This window comes from Nakamurella sp. PAMC28650, from assembly GCF_014303395.1.
Classification (GTDB): domain Bacteria; phylum Actinomycetota; class Actinomycetes; order Mycobacteriales; family Nakamurellaceae; genus Nakamurella.
In genome coordinates this window covers 3,564,893-3,583,510 of record NZ_CP060298.1, presented here as the reverse complement: position 1 = coordinate 3,583,510, position 18,618 = coordinate 3,564,893, and the positions used below count along the sequence as shown (strand labels likewise).

The window sequence follows — 18,618 nt, the reverse complement described above, 5'->3', positions numbered from 1 at the left end:
ACAACATATTTCGAGGTGATCTGCATGAACATCGTGACCCGCCGCCGATTCCTGGTGGCTTCCGGGACCGCAGGCGTCGCAGCAGCGGCCGTCGCGGCCGGCTACGTCAGCTGGCCCGAACTGCAACGCAAGGCCGCCGCCAACCCGCTGGCCGGTGGCACCCCGATCCTGGTGATCGTCACGCTGTACGGCGGTAACGACGGCCTGGGCGCGGTCATCCCGTACGCCGATCCGGCGTACCTCAAGGCCCGTCCTGACTTCGCGTACACGGCGGCGGAGGTGCACCAGCTCGGCGACGGACTGGGCCTGAACCCCGCGATGAAGGGGATGGCCGCCCTCTGGTCCAACCAGCAGCTCGCCATCGTCCGCGGCGTCGGATATCCGCAGCCCGACCACAGCCACTTCCGGTCAATGGACATCTGGCAGACGGCCTCTCCCTCGGCTCCGATCAACACGGGCTGGATCGGGCGGTGGCTGGACCTCTCCGGCGACGACCCGACCCGGGCGGTCAACATCGGGTCGGTGTTGCCGCCGCTGGCCGTCGGGGCCAAGGGCGCCGCGGCCGCCCTCCCGCTGGGCCGGAGCACCCGGCTCCCGGCCGCGCTCGGTGCTGCGTTCACCGGTCTCGGCAAGACCGACAGCGCCGACACGCCGTTCCAGGCCATGGTCGCGGCGTCCTATTGTTCCGAGCGCAAGGTGGATGCCACCTTCTCGCCGGTGCTGGCGGGAGCGGCCGACGTCACCCCGGCCGACGAGGCGACCCCCGCCGGAACGGCGGGCGGACAGCAGGGTCTGGGCGCACAGTTCGACATGGTGGCCCGCTGCATCAAGGCCGGTGTGCCGACCACCGTCTACACGGTCAGCCTCGGCGGCTTCGACACCCATGCGGACGAGAAGGGCACCCAGCAGACCCAACTCGGCACCCTGGACACGGCCCTGTCCGGGTTCCTCGCGTCGATGGCCGCCGATCCCCGCGGCAAGGACGTCGTGGTGATGGCCTACTCGGAGTTCGGCCGCCGGGTCGGCGCCAACGCCTCGCACGGCACCGACCACGGGACCGCCGGGCCGATGTTCGTCGCCGGCCTGCCGGTCAAGGGCGGCTTCTACGGCGAACAGCCGAGCCTGACCGACCTGGATGACGCCGACCTCAAGTCCAACGTCGACTTCCGCACGGTCTACGGCGAACTGCTCAGCAAGGTGGTGCGTACCGACCCGCAGCCGATCGTCGGGAGCACCGCCGCGCCCCTGGGCTTCCTCGCCTGATCACGAGACGACCATCGATCCTGGGACGCCTCGACAGGTCACGCTCCTACAGGTACTGACCCGTGTTGGAGGCGGTGTCGATGGCCCGCGATCCCTCGGACTGCTTGCCCGAGACGAGCGTGCGGATGTAGACGATCCGCTCGCCCTTCTTGCCCGAGATCCGCGCCCAGTCGTCCGGATTCGTGGTGTTCGGCAGATCTTCGTTCTCGGCGAACTCGTCGATGATGGCGTCCAGCAGATTCGTCATCCGCAGGCCACCCGTACCGATGGCGCCGCGGGTCTCGAGGCGTTCCTTGATGGCCGACTTCTTCGCCCGGTCGACGATGTTCTGGATCATCGCGCCGGAATTGAAGTCCTTGAAGTACAGGACCTCCTTGTCGCCGTTGGCGTAGGTGACCTCCAGGAACCGGTTCTCGTCGGTTTCGGCGTACATCCGCTCCACGGTGTGCTGGATCATCGCGGTGATCGTCGCCTGACGGTCCCCCGCGAACTCGGCGAGATCGTCCGGGTGGATCGGCAACGTCGGCACCAGGTACTTGGCGAAGATGTCGGTCGCCGATTCGGCGTCCGGACGCTCGATCTTGATCTTCACGTCCAGCCGGCCCGGGCGCAGGATGGCCGGGTCGATCATGTCCTCGCGGTTGGAGGCCCCGATGACGATGACGTTCTCCAGACCTTCGACGCCGTCGATCTCGCTGAGCAGCTGCGGGACGATGGTGGTCTCGACGTCGGAGGAGACACCCGTCCCGCGGGTCCGGAAGACCGAGTCCATCTCGTCGAAGAAGACGATGACCGGTGTGCCGTCCGAAGCCTTCTCACGGGCCCGTTGGAAGATCAGTCGAATGGTGCGCTCGGTCTCGCCGACGTACTTGTTCAGCAGCTCCGGGCCCTTGATGTTCAGGAAGTAGCTGGTGATGTGCTCGACCCCTCGAGCCGCGGCCACCTTCTTGGCCAAGGAGTTGGCGACGGCCTTCGCGATCAGGGTCTTGCCACAACCGGGAGGGCCGTACAGCAGGACGCCCTTCGGCGGACGGAGCGAGAACTCCCGGAAGAGTTCGGCGTGCAGGAACGGAAGCTCCACCGCATCGCGGATCTGCTCGATCTGCCGGGTGAGCCCGCCGATGTCGCTGTACTCGACGTCCGGCACCTCCTCCAGCACAAGGTCTTCGACCTCGGCCTTGGGGACGCGCTCGTAGGCGAATCCGGCCTTGGTGTCGACCAGCAGGGAGTCACCGGGCTTCAGTGCGATGTCCATCAGCGGGGAGGCCAGGTTGACCACCCGTTCCTCGTCGGCGTGCCCGACGACCAGAGCCCGATCGTGGTCCAGGACCTCGCGCAGCGCGCACACCTCACCGACGAGTTCGAAGGCGCCGGCCTCGACCACCGTCAGCGCCTCGTTGAGCCGCAACTGCTGGCCACGCCGCAGGGCGGGCACGTCGATCGACGGCGAGACCGCGAGTCGCATCCGCCGGCCGCCGGTGAACACCTCGAGAGTGCCTTCCGGCCCGGACGACAGGAACACGCCGTAGCCGCTCGGCGGCTGGGCGAGACGATCGACCTCTTCCTTCAGCTGGAGCAGCTGGCCGCGGGCTTCACGAAGCGTCAGGACCAGCTTCTCGTTGCGTTCGGTGAGGGCGTTGAGCCGGGTCATCGACTCCGACAGCTGGCGTTCCAGCGGCCGGGTGTCCATGGGGGCCACCGCGAGGCGGCGACGGAGCTGGGCGACCTCGTCGTTCAATACCCGGATCTGCGCGCTCAGCGCGGCCGGACTCTGGAGGTAGCCGTGTTCCGGCCCCGTCTGATCTCCGGCCGATCCATGATCGCCGCCGGTGATGTCGCCGTCTGTCACATCGCCCTCCCGTTGTCCGTGGGCTCGTAGATCTTTCAACCCTACCTGCGCCTGAGAGCAGTACAGCGGAGGCATGAGTCATACGGGTGACGTGTGAATGACGGCCGTACCGGGGAACCCCGGCCCCTGGTCGACCGTCGGAGGGGCGACAAGCGGGCGAACCAGAGTGGAACGGCCGTTGGACCGGAGGGAAACGCACACCGACATGAACGATTCCTGGCAGCAGCCACCACCCGGCGGGAACCCCTGGGCCGAGTACGGTCGCCAACCGCTCCACCCACCCGGATCCCCGTTTCCCCCGCAGCCGGGTTCACAGCAGCCGTACCCACAGCAGCCGTATCCACCGCAGCCGTATCCACCGCAGCAGTCGTTCCCACCGCAGCCTTATCCACCGCAGCCGCCCTTCCTACCGCAGCCGCACTTCCCGCCGCAGCCTCCTGCCGGCTGGGGAGGGCCGCCCGGCCCGCCACCGTCGAGAGGCAACCGCAGCGTGCTGTTGGCGGTGCTGGCTGTCGTCGTCATCGCGGCTGCGGTGGTCATCACCGTCCTGGTCACCAAGAAGGCCGCCTCGACCGACGCCGGCCGGTTGGGACCGGTGAGCTCCGCTCCCGCCGGAAGTTCGGCCGGGAATCCCGCAGGCACGCCTGGCGGCAACCCGGGAGGGGCGCGCCCCTTTCCCGCGCCCGGTTCCTCGACCGGAACCGATGGCGGGAACGGCAATTCCGGCGTGACCCCCACCGCGGACGCGCCCACCACGAACGCCGGACCGACGGACACCCCCACCACGGACGCGCCCACCACGGACACCGGAACGACGGACACCCGGCCGACGGACACCCGCCCGACGGACACCGGAACGACGGGTACCCGCACCAGCGACCCGACCACCGGCGGGCGGACCGATGGCGACCGGGCAGCCGCCTACGCGACCGCGTCGGCGTTCGTCGACGCGGTCAACCACAAGAGCCTCGGCGGCGTGCTGGCCGTGGTGTGTCGGGCCGCGGCCGCCCAGACGACGCAGAGCCAGTTGGACGCGATCAAGTTCATCAGGATCACCGGACTTCCCGTCCTCAGCGGGGATCGGGGAACCATTCAGATGTCCGCCAGCACTGGCTCCACCACCACCTCGATCACCTTCGAGATGGTCGTCGAGGACGGGAGCTGAAAGATGTGCTCGGGCTGACGACCGTCAGCGGGTGGTCATCGGGCGGCGTTGCGGCTTGGGCGCGGTCTGTCCCGGCGCCATCCGCCGACTGGTGAGCAGGAAAGCGGTATGGCCCTGCATCCGGTGTTCCGGTCGCACCGACAGACCCACCACGTGCCATGGGCGGTGCAGGGATTCCCACGCGTCCGGCTCGGTGAAACCGCCGTGATCGCGCAGCGCCTCAGCCACTTTGGACAGTTGGGTCGTGGTGGCCACGTAGACCGTCAACACGCCGCCGGGCACCAGCGCGGCCGCCACGACGTCGATCATCGACCACGGCTCCAGCATGTCCAGGATGATGCGGTCGACCTCACCGGTGTGCTCGGCCATGTCGGCCACCCGCAGCTCCCAGTTCGCCGGCCGCGTGCCGAAGAACCTGTCCACGTTCTTGATCGCGTGGTCGGCGTGGTCCTGACGCACCTCGTAGGACAGGACGGATCCCTCGGACCCGACGGCCCGGAGCAGTGAGCAGGTCAGTGCACCGGAACCTGCTCCGGCCTCCAGCACGCGCGCTCCGGGGAAGATGTCACCCCAGTGCACGATCTGGGCCGCATCCTTCGGGTAGATCACGGCGGCGCCACGGGGCATGGACAGGACGTAGTCGGTCAGCAGTGGGCGCAGCGCGAGATAGTCGGTCTTGCCGGCCGAGGTGATCACCGATCCTTCCGGTTGGCCGATCAGCGCATCGTGCTCCAGTGCGCCCCGATGGGTGTGGAACATCACCCCGGTCTCGAGCACCATCGTGTACTTGCGACCTTTGGGGTCGGTCAACTGAACGCGGTCTCCGACTACGAATTCCCTGCTCACTGCACTCCTTCACCTCGGCGGCGGCCGCTGATCGGCACACCCCTGCCGGCGCCTAGTGGTTCCGGCGCCTGGTCAGTATCCGGGCGATGTCGTCCGCGAGCACAACTCCGGCGGGCCGGCCGCTGTCGTCGACCAGGAGGAAGTGGGTCGCGGACACGAGGCGCAGGCGATCCACTACCTCCGCAGGCTGGTCGTCGGCGAGAATCACCATCTCGGGTGTGATCGGCCGGGCCGCCATGGTGGCGGGCGCGTTCGGCTGGTTCCTGGCCAGCTCGATCGCCATTGCTTCGTCCATCAGCCCCACGGCCAGACCGTCGGCTCCGGTGAGGATCACGGCACGGCCCGCGGCCACCTGGTGCGCGAGCGCGACCGGTGATTCGGCCGGCAACTGCACGACAGCCCTGGCCAGGCTGGCTATGGTGACGTGCGCCGGCCACCTGACCACCTTGTCGGAGTTCCGCTCGGAGGCGGCCCCGATGCCGATGAAGACGGCCATCACCACGGCCACGCCGCCCTGCAGAAGGGCAGCCCTGGTGGATCCGGCGAGCTCGACGAGGCCCCAGATCACCAGCGCGAGCGCGATGACGTAGCCGCCGATCACCGCGGACAGGGTCCCCCACCGCCGGCGGCCGGAGACACGCCAGACACCGGCCCGCAGCACGCGTCCGCCGTCCAGCGGAAGTGCGGGCAGGAAGTTGAAGAACGCCACCACCAGGTTCGCCAGCGCCAGTTCGATCAGCAGCAGCCAGCTGACGGTGTGCGGTGTGGTGCTGCCGACCAGCAGGCCGAACACGCCGGCCAGCAGGGCCGACACCCCTGGTCCCGCTGCGGCGATGGCGGCCTCCTCCCGTGGCGTGCTCGGGAGACGGCCGAGTTCGGAGACGCCGCCCAGTAGGTACAGACGGACCTGCAGCACCGGGACGCCGAGCGAACGTGCGGCCAGGCAGTGGCCCAGTTCGTGCGCCAGCACACTGACCCCCAGCAGCACGCCGAGCCCGATCGACACCGCCACGGCCGCGCCGGTGGAGATGCCCGGAATCGCCTGCTGCACCACCGGAGTGGCCAGGATCGCGATGATCAGCACGGACAGCAGCCACGACAGGGACAGGACGATGGGGATGCCGCCGATGCGCCCCAGTGGAATGCCGAAGCTCCGCCGGCCGCCTTGGGGTCGCGGCAAGGCGGTGCGGAGCGGATCGACGGACACCCCAGCAGGGTAGTGCCCGCCCGTGCCGGGCCCCGGTGGCGCGCGGCGCGCGAGGTCGCTGGGGCGGGCGTGGTCGCTGGGGCGCGGGGCGTCGCTGGGGCGCGCGGCGCGCGAGGTCGCTGTCGGTGCCCGGATCTACGCTCGGGCCATGTCATCGGGGTCGACCCAGCCATCAGCGGCCGCGGATCCGGTCCGGCCGGTCGAGCCTTCGGTTCCTCGACCGGCGCTCAGCCTTTCGCCCTCGCGCGCCAACGACTTCAAGACCTGTCCACTGCTCTACCGTCTGCGGGCCATCGACCGGATCCCGGAGCCGCCGAGCAGGGCCGCCGTCCGGGGGACGCTCGTCCATGCCGTCCTGGAGCGACTGTTCGCCGCGGCGCCGACCGATCGCACCGAGCAGGCCTGCCTCGAATCGGTGGCACCGACCTGGGAGCGTCTGTCGGCGGATCCCGCACTGGGGGCGCTGGTGACGGACGAGGACCGGGCGGCCTGGTTGGTCGGTGCGGCGAGCCTGGTCAGGTCGTACTTCACCCTGGAAGATCCCTCGTCGTTCACTCCGCGGGCCTGCGAACTGGCCGTCACCGTGGAACTCGCCGGACCCGACGGTGCGGTTCCGCTCAAAGGCTTCATCGACCGGGTCGACGTCGCGCGTACCGGCGAGATCAGGATCGTCGACTACAAGAGCGGACGGTCGCCCTCCGAGCAGTGGGAGACCGGGAGCCTCTACCAGCTGAAGTTCTACGCGTTGATGATCTATCGACTGCATGGTGTGGTGCCGACCGAGCTGAAGTTGCTGTATCTCGCAGACTCCGCGACCCTGCGCTATCGCCCCAGCCTCGAGGAGCTGCTCGCCTTCGAGCGCGGCGTGGTCGCTCTGTGGGCCGCGATCAGCTGCGCGGTGGCGACCGGGGACTTCCCTCCGCGCCGGAGTTCGGCCTGCCGGTGGTGCAGCCACCAATCGTCGTGTCCGGAGTTCGGCGGTACGCCGCCCCCCTACGTCGGAGTGGTGAACCGGTCCGGGGAGCCCGGCTAACCTTGGCGCGGTGAACCTTCCGACCGCGGTACCGCCCGCCTACTACCTACCGCTCGGCGACGGCCGATATCTGTCGACGGAACACTCTCAGGGAGCGTGGTCCAGCGGCCAGCAGCACATGGCGCCGGTATCGGGACTGATCGCGCATGTGCTCGAGAGCTGCTCTCCCAGAACTGATCTGGCCATGTCACGGGTCGCCTACGACATCCTGGGGTCGATCCCGTCAGGCGAGGTCGAAGTGACCGCGCGGGTGGTGCGCCCCGGTCGGACGATCGAACTGCTCGAAGCCGAGATGACGGCCGGCGGTCGTCCCGTGGTCAGGGCCGTCGCCTGGCGACTGGCCGTCTCCGACACCTCGGCGATCGCGGCGACCGACCTGGGACGCATCCCTGGCCCCGACGAGGCCGAACCGTTCCCGATGGCCGGTATCTGGCCGGGTGGCTTCATCCGGTCGTTGGAAGCCCGCAGGCTCGGCGGCCACGTCCCGGGCCGGTCGACCGTCTGGGTGCGGCCGGGATGCACCCTCCTGGACGGCGAACCGACGTCGGACCTCGCCCGGTTCTTCGGCGTCATCGACACCGCCAACGGCGTGGCCGTCCGCGCCATGCCCGGCGAGGTGATGTTCCCGAACACCGACCTCACGGTGCACCTGTTCCGCCGACCGACCGGCATCTGGGTCGGGATGGAGACCGACGTCTCCTTCGGCGCCGACGGCCTCGGGCTGACCTCCTCCGTCCTGCACGACCTCGACGGGCCGATCGGGCGTTCCGCCCAGACGCTCACCGTCCGCCCGCTGGCCTGAGCCGGACCGGATCGGACTCCCCGGAGTCGCTGACCCCGCCTGCCCCCTTCTTGGCGTGGATCAACTTCCCAGGCATGGATCAAAGTTGGCCATTTGGGGCTCATGGGACAGAAGTCGTCAATTTCGTCCATGCCTGCGAAGTTGATCCACGCCTGCTAGAGCCGGCAGGAGCGGATGTCGGAGGCCAGGATCGCCTTCGCGCCGACGGCGGCCAGGGCGTCCATCACTGGGTTCGACTGGCTGCGCAACACCATCGCCCGGACGGCGACCCAGTCCGGGTCGGCGAGCGGAGCCACGGTCGGCGACTCGAGACCGGGGGTGATCTGCGTGGCCCGGTCGAGCAGATTCTTCGGGCAGTCGTAGTCGAGCATCAGGTACTGCTGGGCGAAGACCACACCCTGCAGCCGGCTGATCAGCTGACGGGCTGCCGACGACACGTCGGTGTCGGCGCGGGTGATCATGACGGCCTCGGAGTCGCAGATCACCTCGCCGAACGGCGCCAGGGCGTGCTGTCGGAGCGTGCGCCCCGATCCGACGACGTCGGCGATCGCATCGGCGACGCCGAGTTGGATGGAGATCTCGACGGCGCCGTCCAGCCGGATGACGTCCGCGGTGATGCCTCTGGCACCCAGGTTCTCCCGGACGAGCTTCGGGTAGGCGGTGGCAACGCGGAGTCCGGCGAGATCCGACACCTGCCACTCCCGGCCGATCGGCGCGGCGTAGCGGAACGTGGAGTGACCGAATCCGAGGCCGAGCTGTTCGGTGACGGGGGCCCCGGAATCCGCGGTCAGGTCGCGGCCGGTGATGCCCAGATCCAGCTCGCCGGACCCGACGTAGATCGCGATGTCCTTGGGGCGCAGGAAGAAGAACTCGACGTCGTTCGGGGCGTCCAGCACGGTCAGGTCACGGGAGTCGTGCCGCTGCCGGTAGCCGGCCTCACGCAGCATCTCGGTGGCGGGCTCGCTCAACGTGCCCTTGTTCGGGACGGCAACTCTCAGCATGGAAGTTCCTCAGGTTTCAGCAGAACGGTGACCGGCTACCCGATGCAGCAACGGTTTTCAGACAGGTCAGGGCAGCGCGTACGGCGCGGGAACCAGCGTGCGGCGCCCTACAGATGCTTGTAGACCTGCTCGAGCCCGATGCCTCGCCCGACCATGATGACCTGCGCGCGGTAGAGCAGCTGGGAGATCTCCAGGGCCAGCGCGTCGTCACTCTCGTGCTCGGCCGCGATCCAGACCTCGCCGGCCTCTTCGAGCAGTTTCTTGCCCTGGGCGTGGACGCCGGCATCGAGCGCCTCCACGGTGCCGGATCCGGTGGGGCGCCGGGCCGCACGATCGAGCAACTCGGCGAACAGGGCATCGAAGGTCTTCACGATGGCCCATTCTCCCAGATGCGGCGCAGCCTTCCGGTCAACGGTGCCGACTCCGGATCGCACGCGGTCGGGGCGACCGCCGATCACCTCCGGACGGGCCGGAACCCCCATCAGAAGTAGTCCAACACGGCGGGCCGCGGACCGGCGAAGGCGGCGTCCAGCAACGTGTCGGACCCGGCGGATCCACCGGTGATCAGCCCGGTCCTGCGCAGGGCTGACGAGGTGACCCCGCCTGCGTAGAGAAGCGCAAGGCCCGGGAGTGTCACCGCGGTAGCCGCGGCGTCCACCCCGCCGCTTTCCACCCCGACATGTTCCGGCGAGCCGCCACCGAGGTCTTCGAGGTGACCGGTTCCACCCCGCAGGACGAGGCGGTGGCTGCCGGAGTTCCACGGGCACAGCGGATCCTCGACGTCCAGATCGATCTCAGCGGTCAGACCGGTCGGCCAGCCCCGTGCGGCCACCGCGCCGGCCAGGTCGATCACCCTCAGCATGTACGGGCTGACCTCCGACACCGACCAGCCGGCCCCCGGGATCAGCCAATGGATCGGATCCGTTCCCGAGGTCCGGATCCGGACGGTCGGGGTGACCGCATCGAACGAGCCGACGGCGGACACCAGGGCCTGATAGCCGTCGCCGGTCACCGCCAGGAGGTCGACGACGCTCAGGGTGGCCGATCCCCCGTAGCCACTGCCGCGGTTCCAGCTGACGTACCCGACCGCGCCGCCGTTCTCGTCGATCGCCAGCGTGACTCCGTCCGTCGCGGCGATCAACTCCCGGTCACCCACCTCGAAGGCAGCTCCGTCCCTGGCCAGCAGGCATGATCCGGAGGCCGCGACTCTCGCGTAGATGTTCCGGATCGATGTCGCATCCTCGGCCGTGGCCCGGCGCAGGGTCGTGTGGGCCGGCCGTATTCCGCGCAGCGCCGACGTCGGCAACGACCCGTCGACGAGTTCGGCGACCTGCTCGAAGCCGAGGGAGCGGTACAGGGCGGGTGCCGTCCGGAACAGCGTCGCGATCACTGCGCCGCGGTCACGGGCGGCGTGCAGCAGGTGCGTCATGACCTGACGGGCGAGACCGGCACCACGGTATTCCGGGGCGACCACCACTCCGGCAACCCCGGCCGTCGGCACGCGGCAACCACCGATCCAGGAGTCGTAGGCCCGGTCGTTCGCCTTGGCCACCAGGGTTTCCCCGTCGAAGATCCCCCACCGCCGCATCTCCGGGCCGATCGTGAATGCCGGACGTCCGTCGGTCGGCAGCCCGAAGGCATGCTGGCTGATCAGGGTGGAACTTGCTGCGTCGGCTTCGGTGAGCAGTCGGAGATTCACCCGGGTGACGCTACCGCCGGCCACGGCGGCCGTCGTCCGAGTATTCGGGTCAGCGCAGTTTGGCCGCCCGCCGTCTGGCCTTCGTGGCAGCCGCCCTGGCTTCGGCCATGTCGGCAGTGACCACCGGAGTCTGGATCGTCGAGACCGCCGCCGGAGTGCTGCGAACGGTCTTCCTGGCCGCTGGGCCGGCCGCGCTCCCGTTGGTCTTGGCGGTGCCGTTCGCGATCCCGGCCGACGTGGGGTTCAACGCCCCGGCCGCGGTGCCGTTCACCGTCCCGGCCGACGTGCCGGTCGCGCGGCCATTGGTCGTTCCAGCGGAACCGCCATTGGTCGTCGCCGCGGCCCCCTTGGCCGGCGCCTTCCGAGCGGCCGGGGCACGACCGGCCTGCTTGGCACCGGCGGCCACTCCACGGCCCCGCAGGACCTGGGTCAGGAATTCACCCGTGTAGGACTTCGGATTCGCCGCCACTTCCTCCGGGGTTCCCTCGGCGATGACCAGACCGCCACCCGACCCACCTTCCGGCCCCATGTCGATGATGTGGTCGGCGGTCTTGATGACGTCGAGGTTGTGTTCGATGACGATGACCGTGTTGCCCTTGTCGACCAGACCGTTGATGACGATCAGGAGCTTCTCGACGTCGGCGAAGTGCAGACCGGTGGTCGGCTCGTCCAGGACGTAGACGGTGCGTCCGGTGGAACGCTTCTGCAGTTCGCTGCCCAGCTTGACGCGCTGCGCCTCACCGCCGGACAGGGTCGGTGCGGGCTGCCCGAGCCGGACGTACCCGAGGCCCACGTCGACCAGTGTCTTCAGGTGCCGGTGGATGGCCCCGATGGGCTCGAAGAATTCGGCTGCCTCCTCGATCGGCGTGTTCAGGACGTCGGCGATGGTCTTGCCCTTGTAGTGGACGTCCAGGGTCTCCCGGTTGTAGCGCGCGCCCTTGCAGACCTCGCACGGTACGTAGATGTCCGGCAGGAAGTTCATCTCGATCTTCAGGGTCCCGTCACCGGAGCAGGCCTCGCAGCGACCGCCCTTGACGTTGAAGGAGAACCGGCCCTGCTGGTAGCCGCGCACCTTGGCCTCTGTGGTGGAGGCGAACAGCTTGCGCACGTGGTCGAACACGCCGGTGTAGGTGGCCGGGTTCGACCGCGGGGTTCGGCCGATGGGCGACTGGTCGACGCCGACGACCTTGTCCACCAGGTCGAGGCCGGTGACCCGGGTGTGGCGGCCGGGCACGGTGCGCGCGCCGTTGATGCGGTTCGCCAGCACCGCGTGGAGGATGTCGTTGACGAGCGTCGACTTGCCGGAACCGGAGACGCCGGTCACCGCGATCAGGGTGCCGAGCGGGAAATCCACCGAGACGTTGCGCAGATTGTTCTCGCGGGCCCCGACCACCGTGAGCTTGCGGGCCGGGTCGATCGGGCGGCGCACGAGGGGGACGGCGATCTCCCGCCGGCCGGACAGGAAGGCACCCGTCACCGACTCCTTGGAATCGAGCAGCTCCTGCACCGGACCGGAGACGACGACCTTGCCCCCGTGCTCGCCGGCGCCCGGACCGATGTCGACCACCCAGTCCGCCTGACGGATCGTGTCTTCGTCGTGCTCGACGACGATCAGTGTGTTCCCCAGATCCCGCAGCCGGGTCAGCGTCTTGATCAGCCGGTGGTTGTCGCGCTGGTGCAGGCCGATGGACGGCTCGTCCAGCACGTACAGCACACCGACCAGACCGGAACCGATCTGCGTGGCGAGCCGGATCCGTTGCGCCTCACCACCGGACAGGGTGCCGGCCGCGCGTGCCAGCGACAGGTAGTTCAGACCGACGTCGAGCAGGAAGCCCAACCGTGCGGACACCTCCTTGAGGACCCTCTCGGCGATCATCCGGTCGCGCTCGGAAAGCACAAGCCCGGGAAAGAAGTCGAAGGCGTCCCTGATCGACAGGCCGGCCAGTTCGGCGATGTTGGTGGGACCGAGTCGGTCGTGCTCGACCGTCACCGCAAGGATCTCCGGCTTGAGGCGGCTGCCCTTGCAGACCGGGCACGGCACCTCCCGCATGTAGCCCTCGTACTTGTCGCGGGCCGACTCGGAATCGGTCTGGGTCGCCCGGCGCTCCAGGAACGGGATGACGCCTTCGAACTCGGCGTAGTAGGACCGCTGCCGTCCGTACCGGTTGCGGTAGCTGACGTGCACCTGGTCCTTGGACCCGTTGAGCACGGCCTTGCGCGCGGCGGCCGGGAGGTCGTCCCACGGGGTGTTGACCGAGAAGCCCATCACCTTGGCCAGGCCCTCGAGCAGCCGGACGAAGTACTCGCTGGTGGTGCCGTGCGACCACGGCTGGATCGCGCCCTCGGCCAGCGACAGACCACCGTCGGGGACGATCAGCTCCGGGTCGACCTCCTTGCGGGTACCGAGTCCGGTGCACTCGGGGCACGCACCGAACGGGGAGTTGAAGGAAAACGACCTCGGCTCCAACTCGTCCAGGGCGAGCGGGTGGTCGTTCGGGCAGGCCAGCCGTTCCGAATACCGACGCTCACGGCCCGGATCGTCGTCGTCGAGATCGATGAACTCCAGGATCACGACGCCATCGGCCAGTCCCAGCCCGGTCTCCACCGAGTCGGTGATCCGCTGCTTGGCGGTCTCCCGGATGACCAGGCGGTCGACGACCACCTCGATGGAGTGCTTCTCCTGCTTCTTCAGCTTCGGCGGGTCGGTCAGCTGGTGCACGACGCCGTCGATGCGCGCGCGCGAGTAGCCCTTGGACTGCAGATCGGTGAGCAGGTCGATGTATTCGCCCTTGCGTTCGCGGATGACCGGCGCCAGGACCTGGAACCTGGTGCCCTCCGGCATCTCGAGCACCCGGTCGACGATCTGCTGGGGAGTCTGCTTGGAGATGATCTCGCCGCAGACCGGGCAGTGCGGATGTCCGATGCGCGCGTACAGCAGGCGGAGGTAGTCGTAGATCTCGGTGATGGTGCCGACCGTCGATCGCGGGTTCTTGGAGGTCGACTTCTGGTCGATCGAAACGGCCGGCGACAGACCCTCGATGAAATCGACGTCCGGCTTGTCCATCTGGCCGAGGAACTGGCGGGCGTACGAGGACAGCGATTCGACGTACCGGCGCTGCCCTTCGGCGAAGATGGTGTCGAAGGCCAGGGACGACTTCCCGGAGCCGGACAGCCCGGTAAAGACCACCATGGCATCCCGGGGCAGGGTGATGTCGACGTTGCGGAGGTTGTGCTCGCGGGCGCCCCGCACGATGAGGTGATCAGTCACGATTCCCCATGCTAGGTGCGACCACCGACAGGCGATCATCCCCGCAGGTCACCGGAGTACAGCCGGCATCGGGGCCTCAACCGGAGGTCGAACCCCGGCCGGGCCCGTCATGGGCTTCGGTCGCCGATGGGCCAGGATGACCAGGTGACGAACTCCCCTGTGCGGTGGGCCCTGGCCGGCTACGGATCCGGCGGCCGTATTTTTCACGCCCCCCTGCTGGCCGCGGCTCCGGGTGTCGAGCTGGTGGCCGTGGTCACCGCGGATCCGGGCCGTCGGGCACAGGTCGCCGCGGACATGCCGGGAGTGCGGACGGTCCCGGACCTGACCGGCCTCACCCCGCTGGGAGTGGAGGCCGTGACCATCACCACGCCCCCGGCGACGCACACGGTCCTCGCGCACCAGGCTCTGGACCTCGGTTTCGGGGTCGTTGTCGACAAGCCGTTCGCCCTGGACGCCGCGGCCGCGCAGGAGCTGGTGGATCACGGCCGGCGGGCTCAGCTGATGCTGACGGCCTACCAGAACCGGCGCTGGGACAGCGATTTCCTGACCCTCCAGAAGCTGATCGCCGATGGCACTCTCGGTACGGTCCATCGATTCGTCTCCCGGATCGACCGGTTCCGGCCGGTCAAGCCGGGCTGGGCAGGCGATCCGGCGGACGGCGGCGGCACCCTGCTCGACCTGGGGCCGCACCTGATCGACCAGGCCCTGCACCTGTTCGGCCCGGTGACCAGACTGCACGCGCAGGTCCGCGCAGTCCGCACCGGGTCCGGCGCCGACGACGAGATCGAGTTGCATCTGGAGCACGCCGGCGGCGTCTTCTCGACCCTGGCCGCGGGCATGGCCGGCGCCGCCGAGGGTCCCCGGTTCCAACTGGAGGGATCCCTCGGTGGGTACCTGCTGCATGGTTTCGATGTCCAGGAAGCGCAGCTCAAGGCCGGCGAGAACCCGGAGACGCTCGGCGCCGCCTGGGGTGTCGAGGATGCGTCGGCCTACGGCACGCTGACGACCGTCAGGGGCAGCGGTCGGCTGCCGACGGAGCGGGGCCGGTGGGACACCTTCTACCCCGCGGCCGCTGCGGCCGTCCGCGGGACGGGCCCGGTGCCCGTCGACCCGGCCGACGCGGTCCGGACGGCGAGCATCGTGGATGCGGCCAGGGTGTCTGCCGCCGAGCACCGCGTCGTCGAGTTCGCCTCCCGCTGATCGACGGCCGGGTTGTAGTTTCATCCCTATGACTGCCGCCGAGACCCACTCGTCCGAAACGCCCGCCTACACCGGGCATGTCGACCCCAGGGGTGCCCCCGCCACCCGCCGCCTCGGGAGGATCTCGATCACCAAGCTGTCGGTCGGGCCGATGGACAACAACGCCTACCTGCTGATCTGTCTCGAGACCGGGGACGCCCTGCTGATCGACGCCGCCAACGACAGCGAACGGATCGCGGACCTGCTGGAACACGGCCCGGACCGACCGCGTCTGCGCAGCATCGTCACGACCCACTCGCATGACGACCACTGGCAGGCCCTCGGTGCCGTCGCCGGCCAGACCGGGGCCAACCTCTACGCCGGGGCGGCCGACGCGGCCGGGCTCCCGGTGCCGACCGACGTCGCGCTGGAGCAGGGCGATGTCGTGCCGCTGGGGGCCACGCAGCTGGAGGTCATCTCGTTGCGCGGGCACACCCCGGGTTCGGTCGCCCTGCTCTACCGCGACCCCGGGCACGGGCACCTGTTCACCGGTGACTCGCTGTTCCCGGGCGGGCCCGGGATGACCCGTTCTCCGGAGGCGTTCGCCTCGTTGATGGACGATCTGACGGAACGCGTCTTCGCCGCCCTTCCGGACGACACCTGGGTGTACCCGGGCCATGGCGACGACACCACCCTCGGCGCGGAACGCCCGCAGTTGGCGGAGTGGCGCGCCCGGGGCCGGTGAGATCCAGCTGGGCGTCGCCGGCCGCGCAGACAGAAGCGCCCGAACCGGCCTCGGAGAGGTCGAATTCGGGCGCTTCTGACGGCGGCGGGAAGAACGGTCTGCGCACTCCCCTGGCCGCACGATCAGGCGGGACCAGGTCGATCAGACCATTGCCGCCATGCCGGGCTCGGCGGAGGCTGCGTCCTGCCTGCTGGCGTTGATCATCAGCACCGAGGCGATGGCAGCCGCAGCGAAGAACCCGGCGGCCCAGACGAACGCCACGGTGTAGCCGTGGACCTGAGCCGCCGCCATCAGCAACTTGTCCGGTGCACCCCCGGTGGAGTGGCCGGCCAGGTAGCTGACCGTCGAGCTGACCGCGAAGGTACTCAGCAGAGCGGTACCCAGCGAACCGCCGATCTGCTGGGTGGTGTTCACCATGGCGCTGGCCACGCCCGCATCCCCCGCATCGACTCCGTGCAGGGCGACGTTGGTGGTGGACATGAAGATGAAGCCCATGCCGATGGAGATCAACAGGATCGCCGGCAGCACCGTGCCGAGGTATCCGGTGGTGAGGCTCAACCGGGACAGCAGCAGCAGACCGATCACCCCCAGCACCAGGCCGACCGGTACGACGATCCTGGCGCCGACCTTGAGGACCAACTGCGACCCGACACCCGCGCCGATGATGACGCCGACGCTGAAGGGCAGGAACGCAACGCCCGACTTGACCGGACTCCAGCCCTTGACCTCCTGCAGGAAGAACGTCAGGAACAGGAACACGGCGAAGAGTCCGGTACCGACCAGCAACCCGACGAGGTAGCTACCCGCCCGGTTGCGGTCCTTCAGGATCCGCAGGGGCAGGATCGCATGCGGGTTGCGGGATTCCCACCAGACGAAGACGACAAGGAGGACGACCGCGCCGACCAGGAAACCCCAGGTGTTCGGTGAGGACCACGAATGCGACGAGGCCTGGTTGAAGCCCCACACCAGCATGCCCAGACCGATGGTGGCCAGCAGCGCACCCAGCACGTCGTAGCTGCCCTGGCGCTCGGTGCTGGACTCGTGCAGGTAGATCGAGGTACCCACGATCGCGATGACGGAGATCGGGATGTTCACCAGGAGGCACCAGCGCCACGTCGCGTACTCGGTGAGCAGGCCGCCGAGCACCAGACCGACCGCAGCACCTCCACCGGCGATGGCACCGAACACCGCGAACGCCTTCGCCCGTTCTTTCGGATCGCGGAACGTGACGGTCAGCATCGACAGGGTCGACGGCGCCAACATGGCCGCGAACACACCCTGCAGCGCGCGGGCCCCGGCCAACATCGCGAAGTTCTGCGCGATGCCGCCGAGTGCGGACGCCAGGGCGAACCCGCCCAGGGCGATCATCAGGATCTTCTTGCGCCCGACGTAGTCGCCGATGCGGCCACCGAGCAACAGCAGAGCGCCGAACGGCAGGGCGTAGGCCGTCACGATCCACTGCCGGTTGGCGTCGGTGATGTGCAGCGCCGTCGCCGCGTCCGGCAGCGCGATGTTGACGATGGTGGCATCCAGCACCACCATCAGCTGCGCGATGCCGATGACGACGAGCGCGAGCCATCGTCTCGGATCGAGGTCGCTGACGGACCCCGACTTCTGTAGGTCGATCGCCTGACTGGTCACGAAGAACTCCTTGTCGAGAGGCACCGCTGGAATCGAGCACCGGAGCCTTCGCCAGGCCCGGCATCATCATGTCGGCAAACACCGACAGTCGCGTTTCTACCCACGACTGCTCTGTCGGGATACCAAAAGCTGGACTACCTATGAGTCGAACCGGGCGGGTCGATTTCGACGTCCGGGTTCGGGAGATGCAGATCGGTTTCGGTCAGCAGGACAGGGAAAGGTCACTTCACCGCGGTGCCGGACCGCGAGATCGCCGAACCGGCGTGCAGTATCACCGGCATCATCACGTTGTCGACGACGTGTTCGACGTAGCCGTCATCGACGGCCCCCGCCTCGACACCGGTCCTGGCGCAGAACTGCCCCTGGATGACCTCGAACATCAGGTCGGGGTCCACCTCCTGCTGCAACTCGCCCCTGGCGTGCGCCCGGCGCAGCAGGGTCTGCCAGGCAGCGAGTTGCGAATCGCGGATGGAGGTCCGCATCTCCTTCGCCAGTTCCGGCTCGCTCGAGGCCGCATACACGAGCACCTTGAGCGCGGCGGTGTTGACCGAGGCGAGTACCGGATCCTTCATCTGCTGATCGATCCGGGCGATGATGTCGTCGCGCAGGCTGCCGGTATCCGGCAGAGGCAGATCGCGGGCGAGCACCATTCCCTGCAACGCTTCCACCACCAGTTCGCCCTTGTTCGACCAGCGACGGTAGATGGTGGCCTTGGAGGCTTTGGCGCGTGCGGCCACCGCATCCATGGTCACCGATTCGTAGCTGATCTCGTTGAGGAGCTCGACGACGGCCTGGCAGATGGCCGCCTCACGGTCGGCACCGCGCCCGCCGCCGGCCTGACAACTCATCCTGGACAGCGCAGCCAACTTCGCAGAGACCACGGCGTTGGCGGTGGAGTGCACGATGCGGGACATGAACGA

At 68.7% G+C, this 18,618-nt stretch carries 14 protein-coding genes and 1 pseudogene; 6 read left to right on the top strand and 9 right to left on the bottom strand.

Annotated elements, in window-relative coordinates:
• Positions 1 to 24: 24 nt before the first annotated feature.
• Positions 25 to 1,263 carry a DUF1501 domain-containing protein gene (locus tag H7F38_RS16205; protein WP_187090814.1) on the top strand — a complete coding sequence of 413 codons (1,239 nt, stop codon included), beginning with the start codon at positions 25 to 27 and terminating at the stop codon, positions 1,261 to 1,263.
• 46 nt (positions 1,264 to 1,309) lie between these two features.
• On the opposite strand, the gene arc is transcribed toward H7F38_RS16205, so the two are convergent.
• A complete protein-coding gene (arc, locus tag H7F38_RS16200; protein WP_255498013.1) occupies positions 1,310 to 3,112 on the bottom strand; it encodes a proteasome ATPase in 1,803 nt (600 codons plus the stop codon).
• A gap of 490 nt (positions 3,113 to 3,602) precedes the next feature.
• Between arc and H7F38_RS16195 the strand changes: the two genes are divergently transcribed.
• A complete protein-coding gene (locus H7F38_RS16195; protein WP_187090812.1) occupies positions 3,603 to 4,277 on the top strand; it encodes a hypothetical protein in 675 nt (224 codons plus the stop codon).
• A gap of 24 nt (positions 4,278 to 4,301) precedes the next feature.
• On the opposite strand, the gene H7F38_RS16190 is transcribed toward H7F38_RS16195, so the two are convergent.
• Complete coding sequence (locus H7F38_RS16190; protein ID WP_255498012.1) at positions 4,302 to 5,123, bottom strand: tRNA (adenine-N1)-methyltransferase; 822 nt, start codon at positions 5,121 to 5,123, stop codon at positions 4,302 to 4,304.
• Positions 5,124 to 5,175: 52 nt separating this feature from the next.
• Complete coding sequence (locus H7F38_RS16185; protein WP_187090811.1) at positions 5,176 to 6,330, bottom strand: site-2 protease family protein; 1,155 nt, start codon at positions 6,328 to 6,330, stop codon at positions 5,176 to 5,178.
• A 148-nt stretch (positions 6,331 to 6,478) separates the two neighbouring features.
• Here H7F38_RS16185 and H7F38_RS16180 point away from each other — a divergent pair, with 148 nt between their 5' ends.
• Positions 6,479 to 7,363 carry a RecB family exonuclease gene (locus H7F38_RS16180; protein ID WP_187090810.1) on the top strand — a complete coding sequence of 295 codons (885 nt, stop codon included), beginning with the start codon at positions 6,479 to 6,481 and terminating at the stop codon, positions 7,361 to 7,363.
• Positions 7,364 to 7,373: 10 nt separating this feature from the next.
• Positions 7,374 to 8,165 carry a thioesterase family protein gene (locus H7F38_RS16175; RefSeq protein ID WP_187090809.1) on the top strand — a complete coding sequence of 264 codons (792 nt, stop codon included), beginning with the start codon at positions 7,374 to 7,376 and terminating at the stop codon, positions 8,163 to 8,165.
• Between the two features lie 155 nt (positions 8,166 to 8,320).
• Here H7F38_RS16175 and hisG read toward each other — a convergent pair whose 3' ends face one another.
• The 4 genes and pseudogenes from hisG to uvrA form a co-directional block, all read right to left on the bottom strand.
• Complete coding sequence (hisG, locus tag H7F38_RS16170) at positions 8,321 to 9,166, bottom strand: ATP phosphoribosyltransferase (protein ID WP_187090808.1); 846 nt, start codon at positions 9,164 to 9,166, stop codon at positions 8,321 to 8,323.
• A gap of 107 nt (positions 9,167 to 9,273) precedes the next feature.
• Complete coding sequence (locus H7F38_RS16165) at positions 9,274 to 9,537, bottom strand: phosphoribosyl-ATP diphosphatase (protein WP_187094763.1); 264 nt, start codon at positions 9,535 to 9,537, stop codon at positions 9,274 to 9,276.
• A 110-nt stretch (positions 9,538 to 9,647) separates the two neighbouring features.
• Positions 9,648 to 10,865, bottom strand: a complete 1,218-nt coding sequence (gene eis, locus H7F38_RS16160; protein ID WP_187090807.1) for an enhanced intracellular survival protein Eis — start codon at positions 10,863 to 10,865, stop codon at positions 9,648 to 9,650.
• A 331-nt stretch (positions 10,866 to 11,196) separates the two neighbouring features.
• Positions 11,197 to 14,133 (bottom strand): annotated as a pseudogene (gene uvrA / locus H7F38_RS16155) (excinuclease ABC subunit UvrA); the annotation flags it as partial.
• A gap of 144 nt (positions 14,134 to 14,277) precedes the next feature.
• Between uvrA and H7F38_RS16150 the strand changes: the two are divergent.
• Positions 14,278 to 15,333 carry a Gfo/Idh/MocA family oxidoreductase gene (locus H7F38_RS16150; protein WP_222618120.1) on the top strand — a complete coding sequence of 352 codons (1,056 nt, stop codon included), beginning with the start codon at positions 14,278 to 14,280 and terminating at the stop codon, positions 15,331 to 15,333.
• A gap of 28 nt (positions 15,334 to 15,361) precedes the next feature.
• The gene (locus H7F38_RS16145) at positions 15,362 to 16,057 is read left to right on the top strand and encodes an MBL fold metallo-hydrolase (protein ID WP_187090804.1); all 696 of its coding nucleotides are present in this window, start codon (positions 15,362 to 15,364) and stop codon (positions 16,055 to 16,057) included.
• A gap of 141 nt (positions 16,058 to 16,198) precedes the next feature.
• Here H7F38_RS16145 and H7F38_RS16140 read toward each other — a convergent pair whose 3' ends face one another.
• Positions 16,199 to 17,698 (bottom strand): MFS transporter, encoded by a 1,500-nt coding sequence (locus tag H7F38_RS16140; RefSeq protein WP_222618119.1) that lies wholly within the window; start codon positions 17,696 to 17,698, stop codon positions 16,199 to 16,201.
• 221 nt (positions 17,699 to 17,919) lie between these two features.
• Positions 17,920 to 18,612, bottom strand: a complete 693-nt coding sequence (locus tag H7F38_RS16135; RefSeq protein WP_187090803.1) for a TetR/AcrR family transcriptional regulator — start codon at positions 18,610 to 18,612, stop codon at positions 17,920 to 17,922.
• Positions 18,613 to 18,618 lie beyond the last annotated feature (6 nt).

What these genes read in the sequence shown, in the direction of transcription:
- H7F38_RS16180 (WP_187090810.1), top strand. Translation starts at nt 6,479, where the DNA reads ATGTCATCGGGGTCGACCCAGCCATCAGCGGCCGCGGATCCGGTCCGG.
- hisG (WP_187090808.1), bottom strand. Translation starts at nt 9,166, where the DNA reads ATGCTGAGAGTTGCCGTCCCGAACAAGGGCACGTTGAGCGAGCCCGCC.
- H7F38_RS16145 (WP_187090804.1), top strand. Translation starts at nt 15,362, where the DNA reads ATGACTGCCGCCGAGACCCACTCGTCCGAAACGCCCGCCTACACCGGG.
- H7F38_RS16135 (WP_187090803.1), bottom strand. Translation starts at nt 18,612, where the DNA reads ATGTCCCGCATCGTGCACTCCACCGCCAACGCCGTGGTCTCTGCGAAG.
- H7F38_RS16205 (WP_187090814.1), top strand. Translation starts at nt 25, where the DNA reads ATGAACATCGTGACCCGCCGCCGATTCCTGGTGGCTTCCGGGACCGCA.